We start from the raw sequence: 23,849 nt of genomic DNA, 5'->3' as shown, positions 1-23,849 counted from the left end.
CATGTCGTCGACCCTCGACCGCCGCGGCTTCCTGCGCACGTCCGGAGCGGCAACGGCCGCTGCCACCGTCGGCCTCGGCCTCGGCGGAGCCCTCACCTCGTGCAGCTCGCAGGAGTCGGGCCCGGTCACCCTCAAGTGGTGGGACTACTTCACCCTGGACAACTTCCAGCCCGGAATGAACCGCCTGATCAAGGACATCGAGGCCGGCGTCCCTGACGTGAAGATCGAGCGGCGGACCTTCCCTTTCGCCGAGCTCGACCGGCAGATCGCCCTCGCCGCGATCTCCGGCGACCTCCCGGACATCGCCATCGTCGACAACGTCGCCATGAACACCCTCGGAGGCAACAACCTCCTCGCCGACCTTACCGACAAGGTCGAGAAGTGGGGCCAGGCCGACCAGTACTACAAGGGCCCCTGGGACGGCTGCCAGGTCGGCGGCAAGACCCTCGGCATCCCCAACAACAGCAACTGTCTCGCCCTCTACTGCAACACCGCGATGCTCAAGTCCGCCGGCCTGAGACCCCCCACCACCTGGGACGAACTCGCCTCCACCGCGAACCGGCTGACCAGCGGCGACCGCTACGGCCTTGCCCTGAGCGCGATCAAGACGGAGGAGGGCGTCTTCCAGTTCCTGCCGTTCCTGTGGCAGGCGGGCGGCGACCTCGACACCTTCAGCACGTACGGAGCGACGGCGCTCGCCTTCCTCGACGACCTGATCGCCAAGGGCTCGCTGTCCGAACAGTGCGTGGGCTGGACCCAGCAGGACGCCAACACCCGGTTCCTCAACCAGCGCGCCGCGATGCAGATCAACGGCCCCTGGCAGATCCCCACCCTGAAGAAGGCGGCCTTCGACTGGAACGTCGTCGCCCTGCCCCGCGACAAGGCGGCCGCCACCTGCCTGGGCGGCGAGAACTGGGTGCTGATGAAGAGCAGCAAGCACGTGGACAAGGGGTGGGAGGTCCTGGAGTACACCCAGCGCCCGTCGGTGCTCGTGCCCTACCTGGTGTCCTTCGGTGAACTCCCCGCCCGCAAGGACCTCGCCGACAAGGGCACCTGGGCCTCCGACCCGGCCCTGCGGCTCTTCCTCAGCCAGCTGCCGCTCGCCCGCCCGCGCCAGTACGGCGCCCACTACGCCGAGGCCTCGCAGACGGTCGCGGAGGCGGAGCAGGCCGTACTCGCCGGGTCCGCGTCCCCGTCGGCGGCGGCCAAGACCGCGGCCGTCAAGATCGACAAAGCGCTGGGCGAGCAATGAAAAGCCCTGGGCGGGCAACGAGGCGGCCTCCCTTGCGGAGGAGCAGCCCGCTCTCCCCGTCCGCACGCCGCCGACGCGAGGGCTACCTGTTCTGTCTGCCCGGCCTGACCTTCCTCGCCCTCTTCCTCGCCTACCCGCTCCTCTACAACGTCTGGACGTCCGTCCACGACGTCGACCTGGGCCAGCTCCTCGGCGGCGCCGAGCGGTTCAACGGCCTGGACAACTACCGGGCCGTGGTCGACGACCCGGCCTTCTGGCACTCCGTACGCCTCTCGCTGGTCTTCACCGTGGGCTCGCTGCTGCTGCAGTTCACCGTCGGCTTCGCCCTGGCCCTGCTCTTCGCCCGCCCGTTTCCCTTCAACGGCCTGCTGCGCTCGCTGCTGCTGGTCGCCTGGCTGCTCCCGCCGGTGGTCAGCGGCACCCTCTTCCGCTGGCTGCTGGACGCGGAGTCCGGCGCCTACAACGCCCTGCTGGACGCGGTCGGCCTGGGCAGCCTGTCCCACGACTGGCTCACCGACCCGTCCACCTCGCTGGCGGGGGTGGTCTTCGCCAACGTCTGGGTCGGTGTGCCCTTCAACATGCTGCTGCTCCTGGTCGGACTGCACACCATCGACCCCGAACTCCACGAGGCCGCCGCCATCGACGGCGCGGGCGCCTGGCAGCGCTTCCGCCACATCACGCTGCCGCTGATGCGGCCGGTGTCGGTGACGGTCCTCCTGCTCGGCCTCGTCTACACGTTCAAGGTCTTCGACCTCGTCTTCGTGATGACGGGCGGCGGCCCCGTCGACGCCACCCGCGTCCTCTCCCTCTACGTCTACGAGGTCTTCTTCACGTTCTTCCGCTTCGGCCAGGGCGCCGCCGCCGGCCTGCTGCTGCTCGTCGTACCGCTGCTGGCGGGAGTGTTCTACGTACGACGGCTGCGGCGGGAGGAAGGGGCGTCGCCGGGAGGTGCCGTATGAAACCGAGAGTCCACCCCTGGCTGCTCACCGCGGCCGCCACCGTCGTCACCGCGGTCTTCCTGCTGCCGGTGTACTGGATGGCGAAGACCAGCGTCACGCCACCGGACCGCATCGAGGCCCCGACCCCGCAGTGGGTGCCCACCCCCGTCACCGGTGAGAACTACTCGACGGCGCTGGGCTATTCGGGACTGACCAGGGCTCTGCTCAACAGTCTGGTCATCTCCTGCGGGGTGGTGGCGCTCACCCTGCTGCTCGGCGTCCCGCTCGCCTACGCGCTCGCCCGGATCCGGATGCGCGGTTCCGGCACGATGGTGCTCGCGCTCCTGGTCGCCCAACTCCCGCCCGCCATCGTGCTGGCGGCACCGCTGTTCATCCTCGAACGCCGGGCCGGGCTCGCCGACAGCTACCTGGGTCTCGTCCTCGCCGACACCACGCTCACCCTGCCCTTCACGGTGATCGTGCTGCGGCCCGTACTGCGCAGTGTGCCACCCGAGTTGGAGGAGGCCGCCCAGATCGACGGCTGCGGACTGCCGGGCGTGCTGCTGCGCGTCGTGCTTCCGCTGATGGTGCCCGGAGTGGTCGCGGCGGCCGGGCTGTCCTTCCTGATCGCCTGGGGCGAGTTCCTGTTCGGCCTCACCCTCGCCCAGGGGCCGGACGTCCAGCCCGTCACCGTCCTGCTCAACTCCTTCGTCGGCCGGCACGGGACGTCATGGGGCGCCCTGATGGCCACCGCCACTCTCATCAGCATCCCGGTGGTCTGCGTCTTCGCCGTCTTCCAGCGCTTCATCGTCGGCGGGCTCACCGCGGGCAGCGTCAGGGGCTGACGACCGCCATGTCCTCCCTGCACCCCCGGGACCACACGCCCTTCGTGGCGCCACCCCCGCCCCTGATCCCCGCCGGGCCCACCGCACTCGACCCGGTGGTCGGCGCCTCCGTCACGCACGCCGACAAGGACGGCGCGACCCTCGGCGTACGCACCGCGGCCGGACGCACCGGCACCCTCCGTCTGCGCCCCGCGACGGCCGGCACGCTCCGCATCACGCTACGGATGGCCGACACACCGACGGCCCCCCGGGCCCCGCTCGTCACCCCACCCACGGACCCCGGCTGCACCGCCGATCGGGCGCCGGACACGCTCACCCTGCACCTCGACGCACTCCGCGCGGACATCCAACTCAAGCCATTCGCCATGGAATTGACAGATGCTCAGGGCAGGGCTCTGCGCCAGGCCACCGACGTGAGCGACCCCAGCGACCGTACGACCGTGCTGCCGCTCGGCGTCACCGAACTCACCGACGGCCGCCTCGCCCACCACGACAGCTGGATCACCGAACCCGACGAGCACTTCTACGGCCTGGGCGAGCGCTTCACCGGCCTCGATCTGCGCGGGCAGCGGGTCGACTGCTGGGTGGCGGACGCCCAGGGCACGACCGGCACCCGCTCCTACAAGGCGGTCCCGTTCCTGCTCTCCAGCCGGGGCTACGCCGTCCTCGTGGACACCACGACCGCGGCGGCCTTCGACCTCGCCCACAGCAACACCGGCGCCTGGTCGCTGACCGTCCCCGACGAGGTCCTCGACTACTACGTCATCACCGGCACACCGGCCGAGTGCCTGACCGCCTACCGCGACCTGACCGGCCCCGCCCTGCTGCCGCCCGAGTGGGCCTTCGGCCCCTGGATCTCCGGCGGCTTCCGCCCGGACAGCGCGGCCGAGGTACGCGAGCGCGCCCGCGCCATCCGCGAACGCGGCTTCCCCTGCGCCGTGTTGCACATCGACACGTACTGGCAGCGGCGCGGCTGCTGGTCCGACATGAGCTGGGACACCGAGGCGTTCCCGGACCCGGCCGGGCTGATGGCGGACCTGGCCGGACAGGGCTTCCACGTCTCGCTCTGGATGAACCCGTATGTCGGCGTCGACAGCCCGTACTTCACCGAGGCGGACGCCAACGGGTGGTTCCTGCACACCACTTGCGGCGACACATACGTCGCCCAGGTCTGGGGCGGTGCACACCCTGACTCGGCCGTACTGGATCTCACCCACCCCGAAGCCGCCGACTGGTTCCGGTCCCGTGTCCGCCAGGCCCTTGAAAGCGGTGCCTCGGTCCTGAAGACCGACTTCGGCGAGGCGGTTCCGGCCGACGCGGTCGCCCACAACGGCATGACCGGCGACCGTCTGCACAACCTCTACCCGCTCCTCTTCAACGACCTGGTCGCCGAAGTCACCCGGGAGACGGGAGCGGGCCACGGCCTGACCTGGGGCCGCTCCACCTGGACCGGCGGCCAGCGACACGGCGCCAAATGGACCGGCGACCCCAACGCCGGCTGGCCCGACCTCGCCGCCACCCTCCGCGCGGGCCTGTCGCTCTCCCTCTCCGGCCACCCCTTCTGGAGCCACGACATCGGCGGCTTCCACGGCACACCGGAGCCCGAACTCTTCGTCCGCTGGGCCCAGTTCGGCCTGCTGTCACCCCTGGCCCGCTTCCACGGCATGACGTCCCGCCTGCCCTGGGACTTCGGCGAGGAGGCCTACGCGGCCGTCCTGCACGCGGCCCGCCTCCGCACGAGCCTGCTGCCCTACGTCCACTCGGCCGCGGCCGACGCGGTCCGCACCGGCGAGCCACTGGCCCGCCCCATGCCCCTGGACCACCCCGACCGCCCGGACGCCCACGCCGCCGACCTCCAATACCTGCTGGGCCCGGACCTGCTGGTGGCGCCGCTGTATGCGCCGGGCGGCCGGAGACAGGTGTGGTTCCCGCCGGGGGAGTGGCTGCCGTACACAGGCGCCGGCGCCCCGATCACGGGCCCGACCTGGCACCGCGTCGACATTCCGCTGGCCACCGCTCCCCTTTGGCTACGGGCCGGTGCCGATGTGCGGGGACTGCCGGTCGCCGCCGAGCTGCCGTAGCTCCGGCCGATCGGACGGTCCCCCGTGCCGTCCGACCGGCCGTCGGCTGTACAAACCGGACGGCGGCTGTACAAGCGGAACGCTATCGGCCGGCGGTCGACCGGGTCTTGGACGAATCTGCACTCGGCGAGAGGGCCACCGCCCCTTCCACCCGGCGCGCGGCCACCATCTGTCCGGGTGTGGTGCCGGCGATGGCCCGGAAGTCGCGGTTGAGGTGCGCCTGGTCGTAGAAGCCGCAGATCGTCGAGATCTCGGTCAGGCTCGTGGTCCCGCGGTTGAGGAGTGCCACGGCGCGGCGGAAGCGGAGCACGCGGGCGGACGCCTTGGGCGGCAGGCCGACCTGCTGGGTGAAGCGCCGGGTCAAGTAGCCCTGGCTCCAGCCCACTTCGGCGGCGATACGGGCGATCGGGATCGCCCCCGCACTGCCCGTGAGCAGGTGCCAGGCGTGGGTGACCTCGGGTGTGGGTTCCGGGCCGAAGTCGAGGCGGGCGAGCAGCGCCGCGTCCAGCAGGTCGAACCGGGCCGCCCAGTCCCGGGTGGACGCCAGCCGCTCCACCAGGAATCCGGCGGCGGGCCCCAGCACGTCCTCGATCTCGATGGCCAGGTTCGTCAACTCGCTCATCGGCAGCCCGAACAGCCGGTAGGCGCCCAGCGGCGTGAACTCGACCCGGATCGCCTCCTGGCCGCCGGGATGCACACAGATCGCGGGCCGGTCCTCCACCCCCACCACCAGCGACCCGATCCTGCCGCTGTCCCCGCCCGGCACGCCTAATCGCCGGACCTGGGAGAACGGCTCCGCGAGGTTGATCAGGAGGGTCGCGTGCCCGGTCGGCACCAACCGCGCCCGATACGGCGAGGTCACCGCCTCCCAGTAGCCGACGTAGCTGCGCAGGAACGGCCGTAACCCTGGATGCCAGGGCCGTGTGACCCGCCACAGACCACCGAGCCGCGCGATCTCGACCGCACCCGCACCGGCCACACCGCCGAGTGCACCATGAACCACCAAGAGGCTCCCCTCACCTGCCTCCCCGTGCTTCTCAGTATCCCTGCCGTCGCACCCAACTCGCGACTACAGCCGGACGAGTTCGCCGTCGGTGCGCGGAGCGGTGTTCGCCGGGTCGTCCTCCCCGCTGTCGGGGCGTACGTGGCCCGGGCGGCCGGCGAGGAGCCCTGCGAGCGCCTCCGGCACGACCAGAGCGATCAGCACGGCGAGGGGCACGCGCCAGCCGGCCGTGATGTTGTGGAGGACCCCTATGGCGAGAGGGCCGAGGCCGGCCAGCAGGTATCCGACGGTCTGCGCCATCCCCGACAGGCCGGCGGCGGTCTGCGGGCCGTCCGTGCGCAGCCCGAGCAGCGTGATCGCCAGCGGGAAGGCGCTGCCGGTCGCCGCACCGAGCAGGCACACCCACACCCAGCCGAAGGCGGGGGCCAGCAACAGACCGGCCAGGGAGGCCAGTTTCGCCGTGACCACAGCCACGACGAGGAGTTGCTGGCTGCGCATCCGGGCGGCGACGAGGGGCACGACGAAGCCCAGCGGGATGCCGACGGTCAGCATCACCGACGTCATCAACCCGGCCTGGGCGGGTGTGTAGCCGTACACCTGCATGATCTGCGGCAGCCACGCCACCAGGACGTAGAACATCAGCGACACCAGCCCGAGGAACGCCGACACCCACCAGGCGAGTGCGCACCGCAACAGCGATCCGCCCGCTGTTCTCGGCATCGGCGGTGGTGTCCTGCGATGCCGTCCGTCCGCTCCGGGGGCGGCCAGCAGCCCCCACACCGCTACGGCGGGTACCGCGGGCACCGCCCACACGGCCAGGGCGAACTGCCACCCGGCAGCGGTGCACAGCGGTACCGCGGCTCCGGCGGCGAGCGCCCCGGAGAGGGCCATGAGGGTCATGGTGAGGCCGGTCAACAGGCCGATCCGGTGGGCGAAGTGGTCCTTGATGAGCGCGGGCAGCAGTACGTTCCCGACCGCGATGCCCGCCCCGGACAGCACCGTTCCGGCGAACAGCGCGGCCGGCCACGGAAGTGCCCGTACGACGGCGCCGAGCGCCAGCACCCCGACCGCCGTGCACACGGCTGCCTGCGTTCCGAACCGGCGGGCCAGCCGGGGCGCGAGCCAGGCGAAGGCGCCCAGGCACAGCACCGGCAGCGTCGCCAGCACGCCGACCTGGGTGCCGGACAGGGCGAGCGCGCGCTGCAACTGCCCGATGAGCGGCGGCATTCCGGTGATCGCCGCGCGGAGATTGATGGTCAGCAGAATCAGACCGGCGAGGAGCCACAGCCTGGTTTTCACGTTTCCCCCAAGGACGTGACGGCGGCCCCCTCCTCGGTCCCGGGAGAGGGCCGCCGGGCTTGCAAGGTGTGGTCCGGTCAGATGCTCACGCCGTGGTCGACCGGACACTTCGCCTTGCCCGCGCTGCGGAACGCCGCACCGGAGACGGGTGTGCCGAGCTCCTTGAGGATCTCGTCGGACAGCAGGTCCTGCTTGCCCTTCAGGGCGTCGGCGACCTTGGTGTCGGCGACGAACACCAGCTCGGCGGCGATGTTGTCCTGGACGATCCGCGCCAGGTTGTCCAGCGCCACCCCGATCGGGTCCGACGGCAGCTGCGCCGTGGGGATGTCGATCAGATGGGTGTTCACCTTCTTCTGGTTCATCATCGGCCTGATGATGATCTCCGCCTGGTTCAGCACCGACGTCGTCCAGATCGACAGCACCACCGTGTACAGGTCGGCCCAGGCGGCCTCGCCGATCTGTGCCCGCCACTTCCTGCACAGGCCCTGCACGCCGGAGATCTGCGCCGCGGCGGCGTGCTGCATGTTGATCCGGATCGACGGATGGACCCGTCGCGCGAAGTCCTGGAAGGAGGCGATGTCGAAGGCGCGGGCGCGGATGGAGTCGGCGATGAACGTCAGCGCCTCGCCGAGGATCTTCGCGCACGAGTTCTGCAGTTCCTGCGGGAGATCGGCCGCGGCGAGGTTGTTCTTCGCGGTGGCCAGCTTGTCCGCGAACGCCTGCAGCGGCGTCGTCCAGGCGTCGGTGCCGGGGCCCTTCATCGCCACCATGTCGAGGTCGTGGGCGTCGATCCGGTCGGCGTTGGAGACGTTGGGGACCTTGCCCGACAGGTACTCCGCGATGGTGGAGTAGATGCCCAGCGGGACGTGGGCTATGGACTTCGCCAGCTCGAAGTCCTCCGCCACCGGGTGTTCGACGTACTGCTTGCCCTTGTGGACGAGGGTGAAGGTGCCGCCCTTCGCGTCGTTCTGCACGATGACGACGGGCCCGAGATTCTTGACCAGATCGGCCTTCAGCGCCGCGTAGTTGGTGCGCATGGCCGCGTTCACCGCGCGGAGGGAGTCCCGGGCGGTCTGGGTGTCCACCGCCGCCGCGGCCGGAGCGGATGCCGCACTTGACTCGGCAGCCGTGTGGCCGAGGATCGTCGCGGCGCCGATACCGCCCGCACCACCAATGAATGTCCGGCGTGTCGCCATTGCTTGCTCTCCGTGTCGGATTGATCGTCGGGTGTTCCCGCCGTGGGGGAAGCGGTGGTGTGGGGGGAACAGACCCGCCGGGAGCCGCGAAGGGCCGGGACGCGGGAGCAAGAAAAACAAATGGGGAGGGATTCCCTCTCCGGCAGCACGGCGGCTATGGGGTCGCCGGAGGGGGAAACCGCAAGGGGCTACGCCAGCGCGGTGTGGGAGGGGACGACGATGCCGTACAGGTCGGCGATCGTGGCCGGCGCGCTCTGGTGGATCTGCTCGGCGGACAGCCAGCCGCCGACCGACGGCAGCGGCCGGGTGGCGCAGGCGTCCGCGACCACGGTGGGCCCGTTCCCGCGCAGGAACGCGCCAAGGCCGCCCAGCTTGCGCCGCGTCGTCGTGTCCGACGCGTCCGCGTTCGCCGCCTGCGCGGGAGGGTCGCCCAGGCGGGTCGCGCCGAACAGCGCCGCGCCGCCGACGGCGGCCGCACCGCCGGCCTTCAGGAACCCGCGGCGGGACCTGCCGCCCGGCTCCTGCTGCGCCTGCTCCGGCACCTCAGGCCAGCTCTTTGCCGGAGGCGACGACGACGCCGTACGCGTCCGCGACGGCCGCCAGCGCACTGCGGTGCAACTCGTCGGCGGACACGTCCACGATCGACCGGGTGGCGCAGGTGTCCGCGGGAACGGTGGGCCTGTTGCCGCGCAGGGCCGCGGACGCCGACGTGTAGGCGATGCACATGTGGGTCATGAACCCGGCGACGATCACGGACTCGTGCCCGGCCTCGTCCACCAGCTTGCCGAGGTCGGTCCCGTGGAAGGCGTCCGGAGCCTGCTTGACGACCACGGGCTCCCCCTCGACGGGCGCCACGCCAGGGTGTATCTCGCCGATCTCCGCGCGGATGTCGTAGGGCGAACCCTCGCCGCCGTCGTGCTGGACGTGGATCACCGCGGCTCCGGCCGCGCGGGCACGGGACAGCAGGTCCGACGCCGCTTCCAGGGCGGGCCGCCAGCCGTCGAGCTCCATCGCACCGCGGGTGTAGGTGTTCTGGTAGTCGACGAGGATCAGCGTCGAGGACGCGAGGGCCGCGGGGGTGTGGTCGGCGCCGCCGAGCTCGCGCAGCGTCTTGCTAGCCACAGATCTTCTCCAAATTTCCGGGAACTTGAACAGGTCGTTCAACACTCTGTTGAACTGAATGCGACGCTATGGCCCGGACCGGGGCGTCGGCAATGTCGCACTACTTGCAGAAACCGACACCCGGGCCCGCACGACTCGGGCCTGCGTGACTCCGGTGTGCATGCGAAACAGGGGGTACAGGGTGGGGACCGTCAACCGGTTGATCGTGATCGTGCTGTTCGAGGGCGTCGACCTCCTCGACGTCACCGGACCGCCGGAGGTGTTCTCCCTCGTCCCGCGCGAAACCACGGAGCGGGTCGGCTACGAGGTCGTACTGGCCGCCGAGACGACGGAGCCGGTGACCACGGCGGCCGGTGTGCGGATCCTGCCCGATGCCACGTTCGACGACGTCGGCGTCCGGGCCATCGACACCCTGCTGGTGCCCGGCTCCGTCGAGGTCGACGGCGACGACCGTGTCCACCCCGTCGTGGAGCCCGGCACGGTGGCCCGGGTGAAGGCGCTGGCCGGCCGCGCCCGGCGGGTGGCCTCGGTGTGCGTCGGGGCGCACATCCTCGCCGCCGCGGGGCTCCTCGACGGCAAGCGCGCCACCACGCACTGGTCCACCGCGCAACGTCTGGCTGCCGACCATCCGGCGGTGCGGGTCGACCCGGATCCGATCTTCATCCGTGAGGCGGGCGAGGTGTGGACCGGCGCGGGCATCAGCGCCTGCCTGGACCTGTCCCTCGCGCTGGTCGCGCAGGACTTCGGGGAGCCGGTCGCGCTGCGCGTCGCCCGGCAGCTCGTGATGTACCTGAAGCGGCCCGGCGGACAGTCCCAGTTCAGCGTGCCGCTGGAGCGGGTGTCCGCGACACGGCGCATCGAAGACCTCCGGCACCACATCCTGAACAACCTCGCCCGGCGCCTGACCGTCCCGGACCTGGCCGCGTACGCGCATGTCAGCGACCGGCAGCTCACCCGCATCTTCAAGACGGAACTCGGCACGACGCCGCACGCCTACATCGAGTCGGCCCGGGTCGAGTTGGCCGGCAACCTGCTGGAGACCACCGACGACACCCTTGAACGGATCGCCTCCGCATGCGGGTTCGGCACCGTCGACACCCTCATCCGGGCGTTCCACCGTCGCCATGCCACGACGCCGAGCGAGTACCGGGCGAGATTCCGCGCGACGCCGGTCCAGGGACGTCTGTCAGGGACACCGGCCCTGCGGTAATCCGCTTGAACCGCGCGCGGGTTGACGTGCAGGCTTGCGCGGTGATTGTCGAGCTGTCCCCCAGTTATCTGAACTGGGACGATGTGGACCCAGCCCGCCACCCCTTCGACAGCGCGTCGGCGCCACGGGTGGTGCGCTCGCTCGGGCCCGCACGGAGGGTGCCCAGCCGTCCCGAAGTCCCCTTCGCCGACCGGGCGATGAGTGCCTGGAGCTGGGACACGGGCAGGCCCTGGGCCGACGCCATGTCGTACGCCCTCGCCGAGCACTACGGCCACTGGACCGCGGGCTGGCGCTGGGCGCACGACGAAGGGGACTTCGACGGCGGACCCGTAGGGAACTGGTGCTGCCCGCGGGACTCGATCACCACCCCGGAGGAGACGCTCGACCGTGTCGTCGCGGCCCTCTGCGAGTGGCGCGAGTGGGTGGAAAGCCTCGCCGGGCGGTTCGAGGCGTACCCGCTGGACCTGGCCGACGTCGAGGACCAGCGGATCCTGTGGGAGCGATCAGCCCGCAACCTGATCCTCCAGGTGACCGACCGCACCGGCTGCGGAAGCGGCTGGTACGGGCACTGCCATCAAGTGCTCACCTGGTTCCTCAGCCGCTGGAAGGTCGCCCCCGGCGTCGCGGAGAAGCTGGTCGAGCAGGCGATCGGCGGGCGGTTCAAGAGCTGGACCGGCCCCGACCCGGTGCTGGTCGAGGACGTCGCCGAGCGGCTCTCGCTCTCGCTGCGGCCGGACGACGCCGTACGAGCGGCCGGGCCCGCGCAGGACCATCTCGCGCAGTGGCTCACGGTGCGTGAGACCGTGCCCTGGGGCGAGGCCCCGGACGGCGGTGGCGAGGAACCGGTGACCCCGTCGCGAGACGGCGCGGTCGAGGACATCCGCGCCTTCGACGGCGCCATCGACCCCGCCCGCGCCGAGGGCCTGCTCGCCGCCCTGGAGCTGCTGCGGGCCGACGCGGCGCGCGGCGCCCGACTCGACTTCGAGCTGCTCGGGCGCTGGCAGCAACACATCCTGGGCACACCGCAGTTGCCGCCGTTCCGCGCGCTGCCGGCCTTCGCCAAGGGCGGCCGGGAACGCTACGGCATCGGTCCGGACACCCGGGCCCGCCTCGACGCCTGTCTGGCCGAGAGCACGCGGGACACCGAGCGGCCCTTTCCACTCACCGCCCGTGCCGCGCGCGCCTATCTCGACGTCTGCTTCTTCCATCCCTTCGACGACGGCAACGCCCGGTCCGCCCTCCTCGCCCTCGTCTTCGTCCTTGCCCGCGAAGGCGTCGCGCTCGACGGGGTCACCCTGCTGCGCCGCATCACCTTCCAGGCCGACGAGCCCCAGGACGCGATGGCCCTGGCCCGGTACGTCGACGTGCACCTGGCGGAGACCCGACGGCGCGCCGGTCTGCCCGGCTCCTAGCGGAGGAGCGGCAGGCTCGGGGCCGGCTCCGAGACGCCGCCTCACACCTCCCGATGCTCGATGCCCAACAGACTCGCCGCGGCCCGGAAGTCGGCCGTGTGGTGGCCGACGGCGAGGGACCAGTGGTGGCCGACGCCCGTGGCGCTCCACGCGTCGACCCATTCGCCGGGGTCGCGGCCGAAGTCGACACGGCTGGTCGTGTTGCCGATCTCCAGCAGGGGGCCGGGCGCGACGGTTCCCTCGGAGGAGATGAACGACAGGCTGCCGTCCGCGTCCTGGCCGAGCCCGAGGAGAGTCACCGGCCCGTGCTGGACGTCGAACTCCACGCTGACCCCCCAGCCGCGCTTGCCGTGGTAGACACCCAGCCCGCGCAGCAGCGGGTCACGTGCGCTGACGGCGAGGTGGGCGGGACCGTCGTGGCCCATCTCCACCACGTCGTCCTCGAAGTTGAGGGCCTGGATCTCCGTGAAGGAACCTCCCGCGCCGATGCTCTGCGTGGCCAACTGGGCGACGCTGGTGCGCAGTTCGTACTCGCCGGCCGCAGGCACACCCCGGGCGGTGAGCAGGGAGGCGCCCAGGATCATGCCGGCGCCGAGTCGCTCGTGGAGTTCGCCGTCGAGACCGCGGTGGTAGTACGCGAGGCTGTCGAGACCGAAGTCCTCGACGAGCCGGTCCAGGGCCACGGACACGGTCGCGCCCCACGCGAAGTCCTCGTCCACCACACTGTCGTCGAGCGTGAACACCCTGCGGGCGAGCGCCATCCGCTCGCGGGTCTCCGCCTCGGTCACCTGCTCCACCCGGTGCCGCAGATCGTCGAACTCCAGCACCTCCACGTGCGAGCCGAACGTCGCCGGCAGCAGGGTCAGGTCGGTGGACACGTCGAGCATGCCGGGATACAGGTGCCCCATCAGCCCGTGCCGGGCGTGCCGCAGCGCCGCTCGCACATGCGCGGCGCGGATCCACTGCTCGATGCGCCGCCAGGCGGACTCCTGCCGCAGCCAGCCCGACACCGACCGGAAGGGGATACCGGCCCGGCGGAAGACGTTGCCGACCTCGGGCACCGAGCACTGGGCGCAGTACGCCAGCCAGTCGCCCGTGTCGAAGGTGGCGTGGTCCATCCGCTCCGAGGGCTGGAGGTCGATGACCAGCACCGGGGTGTGCGAACGCCGGGCGATCGGCAGCACCATCGACGAGGTCAGATACGTCGTCAGGAACAGCACGATCAGATCGCAGTCCGTGCGGCGCAACTGCTCGGCCGCCGCCGCGCCCTCCTGCGCGTCGGAGATGAAGCCGACGTCGGTCACCTCGGCGTCCATCTGCTGCAGACGCTCGGTGACGTAAGCGGCCGACTCCTTCAACTGCGGCAGGAGACCGGGGAATTGCGGCCAGTATGTGCCGAGCCCACCGGCGACCAGGCCGATACGGGTACGGCGGCGGGTCACCGGGGGCAGCAACTCCCGTAGGGACATGGAGTGTTCGGCAGTGGTCATGACGCTGGAGGCTCCTTCGGAGATCCGCTTCGGTTCACGCCCGGGCCACTCCCAGATCCGCCGGAGCGGAAGCGGCGTGAGGGGAACGGCGGATGAGGACTCGGACGATGTACACACCCGCGACTGCCGAGGCCGCCATGCAGGCAGTGATCGACCAGAGCAGGGCGGAGGCGCTGTACTCCATCAGGGCGGGCGTGACGAACGCGACGCCTGCGAAGACCCCGCGTGCGAGGGCGTAGGTGAGGCCCTGGGTGGTGCCGCGGGTGTCCGGCGGCAGCGTCAGCTGCGACCACACCTTGTAACTGGCCTCCCCCGCAAAGGGGTTGGAGATCTGGTAGAGCACGAAGAAGACCAGCATGCCGACCAGGGCGCCGGCCGTGAGGGAGGCGATGCAGAAGGCGAGGATCTGCACGACCGTGAACACGTAGAACAGCCGGTCGCGCAAGGGGGTGTCGGCGATCCGCACGAAGACGAAGGTCAGCACCAGCGCGATCGGCAGGAACGCCAGATTGATCCCGGTGGCCAGGCTCTGCGAGGCCCCGCTGACCGTGACCAGCAGATAGGTGCCGAACTGGCCGAAGGTGTTGGCGCCGATGCCCCAGGTGACGTAGTAGGCGAAGGTCGCGGCCATCGGCAGCAGGGCTGCCCGGTTCCACACGTTCTTCAGCTCGATGCCGCGCGGGGCGGCCAGCGCGGCCGCCTCCTGGGCCACCTCCCTGTCCGACGGCTCGTCGGCCAGCTCGAGCCGGGAGCGGAGCTGCCAGGTGACCAGCGCGGCGATGGCCAGATGGCCGGTGATGAGGCGCGCCCCGGTCATGCCGGTGTCCGACAGGAGGTAGCCGAGGAAGATCACGACGACGATGCCCGCCACCCACATGACCTGCGTGAAGGAGACAAGGCGCGCGCGGCCCTCGGTGGGTGCGGCGTCCGAGACCACGGCCAGCGAGGTCGGCAGATCGGCACCGGCCGCAAGGCCCGCCACGAGTACGCCGACGAAGAGCACGATGTCGTTCGGGGCGAGCGTGATGACGACCGCGCCCAGCGCGAAGCAGAAGATGTCCCAGTTGTAGACACGGCGCCGCCCGAACATGTCGGCAAGGCGTCCCCCGACGAGGGAGCCGACGGCGATGCAGCCGGTGACGATCGCGCTGATCGCGCCCGCCATCCACACGCCCATGTCGTAACTGTCCCGGTAGATGGCCAGGTTGACGGCGATGCTGACGATGAGAGCGGCGTCGAGGTAGGAGGCCATGCCCGACAGGGCCGCCACCTTCCACAATCGCCAGGGGATGGGTTGTTCCGAGCGTTCGGGGACCGTGGGGGTTCGGACCATGATGCGACTCCGTCGTCGTCTGGGGATGGGCCGAGGGATGGGTCGAGCGGATGGACCGACCGGAGGGGGAGGTCGCGGCTCTGAGGCCGAGTTGCAGTGAATATAGGGTCGGAAAAACGTTCCAACAACCCCTCATGCGCCCATTTGCAGGAAGCCGCGACAGCCTCCTTCCCGCCCCTCGGTTCCGGTGCCAACATTGCAGGTTGTCGACGACTTGGTCCGTGTAAAACGTTTTTGATCCGTGAGGGTGCCCCGGCCGTACTCGGAAGGACCGTATTCGTGATCTCCTCCGCGCTGCAGCAACTGTTCGACGACCCGCCCCGGGACTTCGGCCCCACCCCGCTGTGGTGGTGGTCGGGCGCGAGGGTCACCCGCGAGCGCCTGGCCTGGCAGATGCGCAGGTTCGCCGACGGAGGCGTCCACAACCTCGTGGTGATCAACCTGGCGCCGGCCGGCCCGAGCTTCGGCGCCCGCGCCGACGAACCGGCATGGTTCGGCGAGGAGTGGTGGGCACGCTTCACCGACGCCTGCGAGATTGCCCGGGACCTCGACATGCGCCTGTGGTTCTACGACCAGATCGGGTTCTCCGGCGCCAACGTCCAAGGCGCCGTGACCCGCCGGCACCCCGGGGCGGCGGGCCTCGCGCTGCGCTCCCGCACGGCCACCGTGTCCAACGGCGTCGTCGAGCTGCCCAGCTCCGAGACCCTGGTGGGCGCTTACTCCGCGGACGGCAGTCGCCTGCTGGTCACCGCCACCGCGCGGATCGCGGCCCCCGAAGGCAGCGAGGTGCATCTCGTCACCGCGGTCCCCACGGCGTTCGACTACCTGGACCCGCACGCCGTCGGCCTGTTGATGGACACCGTCCACCACGAGTACGACCGCCGAGTCCCCGAGTACCTGGGCGTCGTCGTCGCGGGCAGCTTCCAGGACGAACTGCCCGGCACCAACGCCTGGAGCCACCGCTTCCCCGAGGAGTTCCTCGCCCGCCGCGGCTACGACCTGCTCGACCATCTGCCGGCCCTGTTCCGTGATCTTCCGCGGGCGTCGAAGATCCGCGCCGACTACTACGCGGTCCGCGCCGAACTCACCGAAGAGGCCCTGTTCAAACCCCTGGCCGCCTGGCACGACGAACGCGGCATGCTCGTGGGCTGCGACCAGAGCCATCCCGCCCGCTCGGGCTTCCCGGCCCAGTCCACCCAGATCTATTCGGACTACTTCCGCACCCACCGCTGGTACAGCGCCGCCGGCAGCGACCACCACGGCGACTCCAAGGTCCACTCCTCCATGGCCCACCTCTACGGGCACGAGCGCGTGTGGATCGAGGCGTTCCACTCCTCCGGCTGGGGCGGCTCCCTGGAGGACACCTACGACTGGCTCCTTCCGTTCCTGCGCAGCGGCGCCAACCTCTACAACCCGCACGCCAGCTACTTCGGCACCGCGGGCGGCTGGTTCGAGTGGGCACCGCCGTCCACCGACTGGCGCCAGCCCTACTGGCCGCAGTACCCGGCCTTCTCCCGGGCCGTCGCCCGCATCTGCTCGATCATGTCCTGGGGCACGTACAGCGCCGACGTCGCGGTCCTGCACCCCACCGCCACCATGCAGGCCCTCATGCCGCTGGACGCCCCCGTCAAGCACTTCGGCGACGGCCGCCTCGGCGACGGCCGCCTCGGCGACGGCCACGCCGAGGTCGACGAGACCCAGCGCCACTACCTGGACCTGTGCGGCACGAACAACTGGCTCGGCCCCAGGGTCGGTTGGCTGGACCGGCACCGCATCTCCTACGACGTCATCGACGACGCCTCGCTCCAGCGGGCCACCGCCGCCGGCGGCGCCCTGCGGATCGAGGACCTGGCGTACACCGCGGTCCTGCTGCCCTCGGCAAGCGTCCTGGAGGAGAGCACGGCGCGACGACTGACCCAACTCCTCGACGCCGGGGGCCGGGTGGTGGTCGTGGGCCGTCCACCCACGGCAGCGGCCGGACTGGCCGGTGACGACTCCGTCGTGGCGGAGCTGACTGCCCATCCGCGGCTGGAGCGGGTGAGTGACGCCGAGGCGGGCGCGGCGGCCGTGGCCGATGCCGCCGGGTACGCGACGGGTGAAGTGCCGCTGCTGGTAAGGAGAAGGGGCGAGGAAGCAGTCGCGCTGGTGACCGGCGCCTTCCCCGACGCCCGCGCGCATCCGCCGCGGGGCAACCACGACGTCGACCCCGCACGCTACGCCCGCACCACGACCGTCACCGTCCGCGCCCCGCTCGCCCAGGCCGAGGCCTGGAATCCGGCGACCGGCACCCGATGCCCCGCGCCCTTCACCGTCTCCGACGGCGTCTCCACCATCGAGGTGCCGCTGGCAGGCGCCCCCGCCGCCCTCGTCGTATGGCGCGAAGGAACACCGGAGGCCGCGAACTACGCGCCGCCGCCCGCCGATCCGGCCCGGACGACCGACATCTCGACCGGGTGGGAGGGCCGCCTGGTCCCCACCATGGACAACACCTGGGGCGACCTCGCGCTGCCCGAGGGGTCATCGGTCGACGAGCCACAGATCTGGACCATGAAGTGGACCGAGACCGGCGCCCCCTGGCAGCAGGCGCGCGCAACCTACGGCAACCGGGCGCGCATCCTGCCTCCCGTGCCCGCCGAGAAGGCCCCCGCCCCGCTCGACCGCGCGTCCGTCGCACGGGTCCTGGCCGGAGAGCTGCCGCTCGTCCCGCAGGACGAGGACTGGGCCGTCTCGCTGTACTCGTCGAGCCGTGGGATCCCCGAACCGGACGGGTTGCTCGGCAACAAGGGCTTGGTGACCGAGGAGTTCGTACGCGTCCCGGTTCCCGGTCACGGAACCGTCGCCCGCGTCCGTACCGTCGTCGAGACCGACCACCGCGGACCCGCCGACCTGCACGTCGGCGCGGCGGCGGGCAAACGCGTGTGGTGGAACGGTGAACGGCTGGACACCGGCAGCGGATATCTGGCGTCGGCCCGTGTGGCGGTGGAACAGCCCCGCAACGTCCTGGAGTACGAACTGGCCGACGCCCAGGACCGGCCGTCGCAGATCTCCGCCAAAGCCCATGCCCCGCTGGGGAGTTACTTCTGCCTCTCCCGCCCGGAGGGGTTCGGACCGCGCCCGCAGTTCATGTGTCTGCCCGAGGACGTACGACCGGACGGCGGCGTGACCTACCGGGGCCGGCTGCGTCTTGCTCACGACGAGGCGCGGGCAGTGCTGGTCGTGGGGGCCGCGGCGGGCGTCACCGTGCTGCTCGACGGCGTCGTCGTGGCGCGGCAGGAGAAGGTCGAGTACTACGAGTCCAACTGGGGCGCGGTCCCGATGTTCTTCCGCCACGAACTGGCCCTCGAGGCAGGCGATCACGTGCTCGAGGTCGTCGCCGACAGCGTCCGTACACGGGAAGCGGTGTTCGTCGACCTCGTGGCGGGCGCGGCCGCGTTGGTCAGTGGAGCGGGCTGGGAGTACGAGACGGGGGAGTGGCGCGGGCATACGGTCGAACACACAGGCAGGTGGGGGGAGTTGCAGCACTGCCACGCCGCCGTACGGCCGCACCCGTTGCCGGAGGCGGAGTGGCTGGCCGGCACCCCGGTGCTCGGGTCCGCCGTACTGCCGCTGCGTTCCACGGACGACGTGCACGAGGCTGCGCAGCGCTTCCGCTTCACCGTGCCGCCGGGAACCGTATCGCTCGAACTGCCGTTGGAGATGTCTGCTCGGGTGAGGGTCGCAGACGGACGGGAACGACCGCTGGTCGATCGGGAGTTGACGCTGGATCAGCCATTGCAGGAACCCACCGAGGTCGAGATCGTCACCGCCCCCACGGCCGTCCTGCGCGGCGGCTCCGCCTGGCGCGGTCCGGTGCGCGTCCGCACCGTGCCGGCGCCGCTGCCGCTGGGGGACTGGAGGTCGCTGGGGCTGGGCAGTTGGAGCGGGGGTGTGACGTACTCGCGTGAGCTGGAGGTGCCGGCCGGGTCCGACCCGGTGCTGGATCTGGGCCGGGTGCGCGGCAGCGTCGCGGTGTTCGTGGACGGGGAGCGGATCGGTGAGGCGTTCTGCGCGCCGTACCGCTTCGAGCTGCGCGGTGTCGCGGGCCGGACCGTGCGGGTCGAGGTGACCGTCCACAACACCCTGGCCCCGTACCTCGCCGAAGCCACGCCGACCGCCTGGGCGTTCGCCTCCCAGCTCTCGTCCGGGCTGCTGGGACCGGTGACCGTGCGGGTGCCGGACTCAGACGCCGGAAAGTGACCGAGTGGAGTCCCGCAGCACGAGCCCGGGCGCGAACACCCTTGTCTCGTGGGCGTGTTCGGCGCGGGCCTCCACCTCGTCGAGGAGCATCTCCACGGCCGCCCTGCCCAGGTCCTCGACGGGCTGCCGGACGGTCGTCAGGGTCGTGCCCACGAAGCTCGCGATGTCGAGGTCGCCGTAGCCGACGACCTGCACGTCCTCCGGTACCTTCACGCCGCGCTCGGCCAGTCCGCGGCACAGCCCGGCGGCGAGGAAGTCGTTGGTGCAGAAGGCCCCGTCGGGCAGTTCGTCGAGGCGGCGGGCGATCTCCATGCCGTACGCCACCGTCATCTCCTCGGCGACGACCTGGCCCAAGCGCGCCTCGCGGCGGGTGCGCACGGCCTGCCGGGCGCCCTGGTAGCGGTCGGCGCACTGCCGTATCGACCGGTCGCCGTTCACCACGAGGATGTCGCGCGCCCCGCAGTCCAGGAGGTGCTGCACGGCGATACGGCCGCCGGCGATGTCGTCGACGGAGACGGAGCAGCCGTCCTGGGCCGGCATCGCGCGGTCCGCCAGGACCAGCGGGATGCCGCGCTCGCGCAGTCGCGTGAGCCGGGTGGGGTCGGCGCTGAGCGGGACGACCACGGCCCCGACCGCGCGCTGTTCGACGAGCATCGTGAAGTAGCCCTGCTCGCGCTCGGGGGCGTCCCCGCTGTGGCACAGCACGAGGGAGTAGCCGTGGTCGTACGCGGCGTCGGCGGCGCCTCGGGCGATGCGCGCGTAGAAGGAGTTGGTCACGTCGGGCAGCACCAGGCCGATCGAGGACGAGTGGCCCGTCCGCAGCCCGGCGGCTCCCGGATGCGGGACGTAGTCGAGCGCCGCGACCGCGTCGCGGACCCGCTCGGCGGTGCGGGCGTTGACGCGCTCGGGGCGGTTGAGCACGTTCGACACCGTCGACACCGAGACCCCGGCGGCGGCTGCGACGTCCTGAATGCGGGCGGGGCGAACCGGAATGGCGTCCACCCCCTCGTTGTGACAGCCGTGCGACCAGGCACGACCAGGTCCTGACAGGCGAGGCAAGTCTAACGCGAGAGGCCTTAAATCGTTTTCCGGTATGCGCGATCCTGCTGGCGCTTGAAGTTTCAAGCTCGCTCCGCCATGGTTGTGTTTGATGTTTCAAACTTCTGCGAGGTCCCCCCGTAGCCCCTTCCGTCCTGGAGTCGCCATGTCCGCAGTTGCCGAGAACACCTCCGTCCGCCGCGGCCCCCTCGTCGTGGCCGGCGGGGTGCTCGCCGCCATCGTGCTGTCCTCCCTGGTGAACACGGTGATCGCCGTCGTGGCCCACGCCGCGGGTGCGCCCGACGACTTCCAGCCGCTGAAGCCCGGGTCGTACATATTCCTGACCGCGGTGGGCGTGCTGGCGGGCGCCGCCGGATGGAGCGCCGTCCGCAAGCTCTCCGGGAAGCCCGAGGGGCTGATCCGGTGGCTCGTCCCCGTCGTCGTGGTCGTCTCCTTCGTCCCCGACTTCTTCCTCTACGGCGACGGCGGCGCCACCGGCGTCGTGGCGCTGCTCGTGATGCATGTCGCCGTCGCGGCGGTCGCGGTGACCGCCTACCGCAAGGTCATGCCGCTGACCTGAGCCGGCCGCACCGAAGCGTGCTCGGGCGCCCGGCGGCATGATGATGGGGAGCCGATCCGACTCCGACACGGGAGCCCAGATGATCTTCATCGCCGCGAAGTTCCGGATCCAGCCCCAGCACGCGGACCGGTGGCCCGAGATCGCCGCCGAGTTCACACAGGCGACGCGCAGTGAGCCGGGCTGCCTGTGGTTCGACTGGTCCCGCAGCGTCGACGACCCGGCCGAGTACGTCCTGGTGGAGGCCTTCCGGGACGGCGAGGCCGGCGCCGCGCACGTCAACTCCGCCCACTTCAAGGCCGCACAGCAGACGCTGCCCCCGTACCTCGCCGAGACCCCGAGGATCGTCAACGCGACCATTCCGCAGGAGGACTGGTCCCTGCTCGGGGAGATGGCCGTGGAGTAGGCGCCAACTCCCCGACATGCAGGCTGTGTTACGCCTGTGACGGGTGTTGCACACTGTCCCCATGACACGCATGAGGAAGATCGCGGCCTCATTGCTGGCCACCTCGGCCGCGCTGCTCGCGATATCCCCCACCGCCTCCGCATCCCCCTCTGCCACCACCGCCCCGGCCCCGCACGGGACCCTCTTCAGGGACAACTTCGACCGCCTGCCCCTGGGACCGGTCACCGCAGGCCGGGGCTGGACCACCGACACCTCCGACGGTTCGCTGACCGTCGAACCCAGCAGCAGCGGGCGCGGCCGCGAACTCCGGCTCCATACGGAGGGCAACGGCCGCGCCTTCCTCGTTCTCTCCGACCTCGCACCTCCCGGCAACAGCTTCTGGGCCCGGCTGCGGCTGCGCGTGGACCGGTTCCCCACCGCGCCCGACTGGGCGCACTGGACCATCGCCGAGGCCTCGGGCTCCGATGTCCCCACGCTGGTACGGCCGTTGGGCGGCCAGTACGTCCCGACCTCCCGGGCCGACTTGTGGGGGGTCGGCTCCGACCTCGGCCCCACCGGGGACTGGACCGCCTGGAAGACCTCCGCTCCCGCCACGGCCGCGACCTGGCAGTGCGTGGAGTTCCACCTCGACGCGGCCGACAACCTCGTCACCGTCTACCTGGACGGCAAGGAGCAGACCGAGTTGACGGTCTCCACGAAGCAACACGGCGGCACGGCCGACGACTTCGTCTTCCCGCACTTCGACAGGCTCAAGCTGGGCTGGCAGTTGTACCAGGCCGACCCCACACCGTCGTCGTACGACCTGCGGATGGACGACGTGGCGCTGAGCACCCGTCGCGTGGGCGGGTGCGGCTCATGACAAGCGATCCGACCGGAGGGCCGCAGAGAGGGTTGTCGCGGCGGGCGCTGCTGGGCGGGATGGTCGGCGGGGTCGCCCTCGCCTCCGCGTCGGGCGGTGCGGCCGTCGGGGCGGGCCGCAGCCGGGTGGCCGGATGGGAGCCGTACGTTCCCTTGGGCGTCGGCAGCGGCGGCGGTCCCGTCGGGACGGACCGTGTGCATGTGCTCAAGGTCGGCCCGGATACGGCACGCACGGTACTGGTGCTGGTTCCGGGCATGTTCGGGGCCGCGGGCGACTTCCGGCTGCTCGGCCGGGACCTCGTCGAGGCCGTGCCCGGGGTGCAGGTGTGGGCGTTCGACCGGCGCGAGGAGAACCTGGCCGACCGCTCCGGGTTCACCGGACCGGACCCGGCCGGGTACTACCTGGACGGCCACTACCGCTCGCAGGACCCGGCCGCTTCCGCCTTCGCCGCACGGTGGGGCCTGGCCCGCACCCTGGAGGACCTGCGCACGGTCGTACGGGCCGCCGGTCAGGGAGGCAGGCGGGTCGTGCTCGGTGGTCACTCCTGGGGTGCCACCACGGCGATGACGTACGCCGCCTGGGACTTCGACGGCCGACCCGGGTACCGGGATCTCGCCGGGCTCGTGGTGATCGACGGCGGAGTGCGCGGCGCGTTCGACGGGACGGGAGAGCCGGTGCAGGACTCGCCGGAGGAGGTGCGCGAGCGGCTCGCGGCCATCGACGGCGGGTCGGTCTTCGACATGACCCTGAGCGCGGTCGGGCTGGGCAGCCGGGCGGAGAGCACCCAGATCTGGTACCAGCTCGCCGGCTGGTACGCACACCGTGACCCGGACGGCCGCTCGGTCCTGCAACCTCGGATGCCCGACGCCCTGCGACCGCCGCAACCCGTCACCAACGCCGGGCTGTTGGGCACCTTGGTGGACGCCGGCTTCGGCTGGCCGAACGACATCAGCGTCCACTCGGGGCACCTCGCCGACAGCGGCGACGTGCGCGGCTGGGTCGACACCGGCATCACACCCCTCGCCCGGGTCGCGGCGGCCTACGCGGGCGGCCCGCAGCCGGCCGTCTGGGAGTGGTACTGGCCCGCCCGTCTCTCGGTGGACCTCGACGTCGCCGACGCCTACGCGGACACCGACCTGACCCGCTCCCTCGGCCTGCGGCTGCGCCACGCGGCGGGCCTGGACACCCCGCTCTACGCCTTCCAGACGAGCTACGCCAAGGGGACGATCGTGTCGGCCGCCCGCGAGGTCGTGCACAACTCCCGTATTCCGTATGCGACGTACGAGACCGACAACGGCATGAACCACCTCGACCCGCTGTTCGCGGCTCCCTCGCACAACACCCTCACGCGCACCCTTGCACCCTTCCTCGCCGGACTGCGCTGACGCGTGACGACGGCTTCGGCGGGGGCACCGGTGCGGTGTCCCCGCCGAAGCCGGACATGAGTCAGGAGTCCTGTCGGAAATCCCTCGCAAACCCTCTCCCCGTGTCGGATTTCCCGGATCCGGAGGTCGTGGCTGGCCTCCAGGAAAGGGGTGGCCGGAAGCTGTCG

18 protein-coding genes and 1 pseudogene are annotated in these 23,849 nt (G+C 71.2%); 11 read left to right on the top strand and 8 right to left on the bottom strand.

Annotation, left to right across the window (positions count from 1 at the left end; translation table 11 throughout):
* Nucleotide 1 precedes the first annotated feature (1 nt).
* The 4 genes from ABZ880_RS47650 to ABZ880_RS47635 are packed head-to-tail and all read left to right on the top strand — an operon-like array spanning nt 2 to nt 5,116.
* Nucleotides 2-1,252: a sugar ABC transporter substrate-binding protein gene (locus tag ABZ880_RS47650; RefSeq protein WP_361277300.1), complete on the top strand. Its 1,251-nt coding sequence runs from the start codon at nt 2-4 to the stop codon at nt 1,250-1,252.
* A 32-nt stretch (nt 1,253-1,284) separates the two neighbouring features.
* A complete protein-coding gene (locus ABZ880_RS47645; protein WP_361277299.1) occupies nt 1,285-2,211 on the top strand; it encodes a sugar ABC transporter permease in 927 nt (308 codons plus the stop codon).
* Entirely contained in the window at nt 2,208-3,035 is an 828-nt protein-coding gene (locus ABZ880_RS47640) for a carbohydrate ABC transporter permease (RefSeq protein WP_361277298.1), read from the top strand. The genes ABZ880_RS47645 and ABZ880_RS47640 overlap by 4 nt, the downstream gene beginning before the upstream one ends.
* An 8-nt stretch (nt 3,036-3,043) precedes the next feature.
* Nucleotides 3,044-5,116 (top strand): TIM-barrel domain-containing protein, encoded by a 2,073-nt coding sequence (locus tag ABZ880_RS47635; RefSeq protein WP_361277297.1) that lies wholly within the window; start codon nt 3,044-3,046, stop codon nt 5,114-5,116.
* A gap of 82 nt (nt 5,117-5,198) precedes the next feature.
* On the opposite strand, the gene ABZ880_RS47630 is transcribed toward ABZ880_RS47635, so the two are convergent.
* The 5 genes and pseudogenes from ABZ880_RS47630 to ABZ880_RS47610 form a co-directional block, all read right to left on the bottom strand.
* Entirely contained in the window at nt 5,199-6,119 is a 921-nt protein-coding gene (locus ABZ880_RS47630) for an AraC family transcriptional regulator (protein ID WP_361277296.1), read from the bottom strand.
* 66 nt (nt 6,120-6,185) lie between these two features.
* Complete coding sequence (locus tag ABZ880_RS47625; protein WP_361277295.1) at nt 6,186-7,418, bottom strand: MFS transporter; 1,233 nt, start codon at nt 7,416-7,418, stop codon at nt 6,186-6,188.
* 77 nt (nt 7,419-7,495) lie between these two features.
* Nucleotides 7,496-8,614: a hypothetical protein gene (locus ABZ880_RS47620; RefSeq protein ID WP_361277294.1), complete on the bottom strand. Its 1,119-nt coding sequence runs from the start codon at nt 8,612-8,614 to the stop codon at nt 7,496-7,498.
* 188 nt (nt 8,615-8,802) lie between these two features.
* Nucleotides 8,803-8,973 (bottom strand): annotated as a pseudogene (locus tag ABZ880_RS47615) (cysteine hydrolase); the annotation flags it as partial.
* A gap of 184 nt (nt 8,974-9,157) precedes the next feature.
* The gene (locus ABZ880_RS47610) at nt 9,158-9,736 is read right to left on the bottom strand and encodes a cysteine hydrolase family protein (protein ID WP_361277293.1); all 579 of its coding nucleotides are present in this window, start codon (nt 9,734-9,736) and stop codon (nt 9,158-9,160) included.
* A 181-nt stretch (nt 9,737-9,917) separates the two neighbouring features.
* Between ABZ880_RS47610 and ABZ880_RS47605 the strand changes: the two genes are divergently transcribed.
* Together ABZ880_RS47605 and ABZ880_RS47600 are read left to right on the top strand one after the other, a co-directional pair.
* Complete coding sequence (locus ABZ880_RS47605) at nt 9,918-10,946, top strand: helix-turn-helix domain-containing protein (RefSeq protein WP_361277292.1); 1,029 nt, start codon at nt 9,918-9,920, stop codon at nt 10,944-10,946.
* Nucleotides 10,947-10,987: 41 nt separating this feature from the next.
* Nucleotides 10,988-12,358 (top strand): Fic family protein, encoded by a 1,371-nt coding sequence (locus ABZ880_RS47600; RefSeq protein WP_361277291.1) that lies wholly within the window; start codon nt 10,988-10,990, stop codon nt 12,356-12,358.
* Nucleotides 12,359-12,399: 41 nt separating this feature from the next.
* Here ABZ880_RS47600 and ABZ880_RS47595 read toward each other — a convergent pair whose 3' ends face one another.
* Together ABZ880_RS47595 and ABZ880_RS47590 are read right to left on the bottom strand one after the other, a co-directional pair.
* Entirely contained in the window at nt 12,400-13,848 is a 1,449-nt protein-coding gene (locus ABZ880_RS47595; RefSeq protein WP_361277290.1) for an L-fucose/L-arabinose isomerase family protein, read from the bottom strand.
* 34 nt (nt 13,849-13,882) lie between these two features.
* The gene (locus tag ABZ880_RS47590; protein ID WP_361277289.1) at nt 13,883-15,181 is read right to left on the bottom strand and encodes an MFS transporter; all 1,299 of its coding nucleotides are present in this window, start codon (nt 15,179-15,181) and stop codon (nt 13,883-13,885) included.
* A 279-nt stretch (nt 15,182-15,460) separates the two neighbouring features.
* Between ABZ880_RS47590 and ABZ880_RS47585 the strand changes: the two genes are divergently transcribed.
* The gene (locus ABZ880_RS47585) at nt 15,461-19,417 is read left to right on the top strand and encodes a glycosyl hydrolase (protein ID WP_361277288.1); all 3,957 of its coding nucleotides are present in this window, start codon (nt 15,461-15,463) and stop codon (nt 19,415-19,417) included.
* Here the strand turns inward: ABZ880_RS47585 and ABZ880_RS47580 are convergent.
* Nucleotides 19,400-20,419, bottom strand: coding sequence for a LacI family DNA-binding transcriptional regulator (locus ABZ880_RS47580; RefSeq protein ID WP_361277287.1), 1,020 nt, complete (start codon nt 20,417-20,419; stop codon nt 19,400-19,402). The two genes, ABZ880_RS47585 and ABZ880_RS47580, sit on opposite strands and share 18 nt — an antisense overlap.
* A gap of 202 nt (nt 20,420-20,621) precedes the next feature.
* On the opposite strand from ABZ880_RS47580, the gene ABZ880_RS47575 reads away from it, so the two are divergent.
* From ABZ880_RS47575 to ABZ880_RS47560, 4 genes are all read left to right on the top strand, one after another.
* Nucleotides 20,622-21,035: a DUF6069 family protein gene (locus ABZ880_RS47575; RefSeq protein WP_361277286.1), complete on the top strand. Its 414-nt coding sequence runs from the start codon at nt 20,622-20,624 to the stop codon at nt 21,033-21,035.
* A gap of 79 nt (nt 21,036-21,114) precedes the next feature.
* Nucleotides 21,115-21,438, top strand: coding sequence for a putative quinol monooxygenase (locus ABZ880_RS47570; RefSeq protein WP_361277285.1), 324 nt, complete (start codon nt 21,115-21,117; stop codon nt 21,436-21,438).
* A gap of 61 nt (nt 21,439-21,499) precedes the next feature.
* Nucleotides 21,500-22,297, top strand: a complete 798-nt coding sequence (locus ABZ880_RS47565) for a hypothetical protein (RefSeq protein ID WP_361277284.1) — start codon at nt 21,500-21,502, stop codon at nt 22,295-22,297.
* Complete coding sequence (locus tag ABZ880_RS47560; RefSeq protein WP_361277283.1) at nt 22,294-23,682, top strand: alpha/beta fold hydrolase; 1,389 nt, start codon at nt 22,294-22,296, stop codon at nt 23,680-23,682. Before ABZ880_RS47565 ends, ABZ880_RS47560 begins: the two co-directional genes overlap by 4 nt.
* The last annotated feature ends 167 nt before the right edge of the window (nt 23,683-23,849 follow it).

The organism is Streptomyces sp. NPDC047043 (genome assembly GCF_040644055.1).
Lineage (GTDB): Bacteria > Actinomycetota > Actinomycetes > Streptomycetales > Streptomycetaceae > Streptomyces.
This window is presented reverse-complemented; position numbering and strand designations above follow the sequence as displayed.

Excerpts from the sequence above, each read along its gene's own strand:
- ABZ880_RS47590 (WP_361277289.1), bottom strand. The coding sequence starts at position 15,181 with ATGGTCCGAACCCCCACGGTCCCCGAACGCTCGGAACAACCCATCCCC.
- ABZ880_RS47595 (WP_361277290.1), bottom strand. The coding sequence starts at position 13,848 with ATGACCACTGCCGAACACTCCATGTCCCTACGGGAGTTGCTGCCCCCG.
- ABZ880_RS47650 (WP_361277300.1), top strand. The coding sequence starts at position 2 with ATGTCGTCGACCCTCGACCGCCGCGGCTTCCTGCGCACGTCCGGAGCG.
- ABZ880_RS47570 (WP_361277285.1), top strand. The coding sequence starts at position 21,115 with ATGATCTTCATCGCCGCGAAGTTCCGGATCCAGCCCCAGCACGCGGAC.
- ABZ880_RS47635 (WP_361277297.1), top strand. The coding sequence starts at position 3,044 with ATGTCCTCCCTGCACCCCCGGGACCACACGCCCTTCGTGGCGCCACCC.
- ABZ880_RS47560 (WP_361277283.1), top strand. The coding sequence starts at position 22,294 with ATGACAAGCGATCCGACCGGAGGGCCGCAGAGAGGGTTGTCGCGGCGG.
- ABZ880_RS47620 (WP_361277294.1), bottom strand. The coding sequence starts at position 8,614 with ATGGCGACACGCCGGACATTCATTGGTGGTGCGGGCGGTATCGGCGCC.
- ABZ880_RS47640 (WP_361277298.1), top strand. The coding sequence starts at position 2,208 with ATGAAACCGAGAGTCCACCCCTGGCTGCTCACCGCGGCCGCCACCGTC.
- ABZ880_RS47565 (WP_361277284.1), top strand. The coding sequence starts at position 21,500 with ATGACACGCATGAGGAAGATCGCGGCCTCATTGCTGGCCACCTCGGCC.
- ABZ880_RS47575 (WP_361277286.1), top strand. The coding sequence starts at position 20,622 with ATGTCCGCAGTTGCCGAGAACACCTCCGTCCGCCGCGGCCCCCTCGTC.